1 protein-coding gene is annotated in these 273 nt (G+C 64.1%); it reads left to right on the top strand.

The genetic code is table 11. From position 1 onward, the window contains the following. Positions 1 to 185 (top strand): hypothetical protein (locus SB751_RS30500; RefSeq protein ID WP_410749087.1); only part of this gene is annotated, 185 nt, incomplete at its 5' end. Positions 186 to 273: the final 88 nt, after the last annotated feature.

Raw genomic sequence — 273 nt, 5'->3', positions numbered from 1 at the left:
CCAGCATCGTGCTCGAAGGCGGCAACATCACCGTCACCGCGCCGGGGCGCATCGACGTCAAGACCGGCAACAAGCAGTTTGCCGGACCGGACCGGCTGCCTTATGCCTTTCCGCAGTTCACCGTGTGCAAGCAATGCGTGCTGGACGCGCACGATGGCGTGCAGTCCATCACCGACAAGGCATGACCCGCATGATCGATTGGGAAAACCGGCTGAACGACACCCTGGCCGCTGCCGCCGAACTGGCTGCCGCCACTGGCGCCACGTTGAACAC

Origin of the sequence: Cupriavidus sp. SIMBA_020, from assembly GCF_046535395.1 — a bacterium.
GTDB lineage: Bacteria > Pseudomonadota > Gammaproteobacteria > Burkholderiales > Burkholderiaceae > Cupriavidus > Cupriavidus campinensis.
The sequence above is the reverse complement of the archived record's forward strand: the minus strand, read 5'-3'. Positions and strand labels throughout refer to the sequence as shown.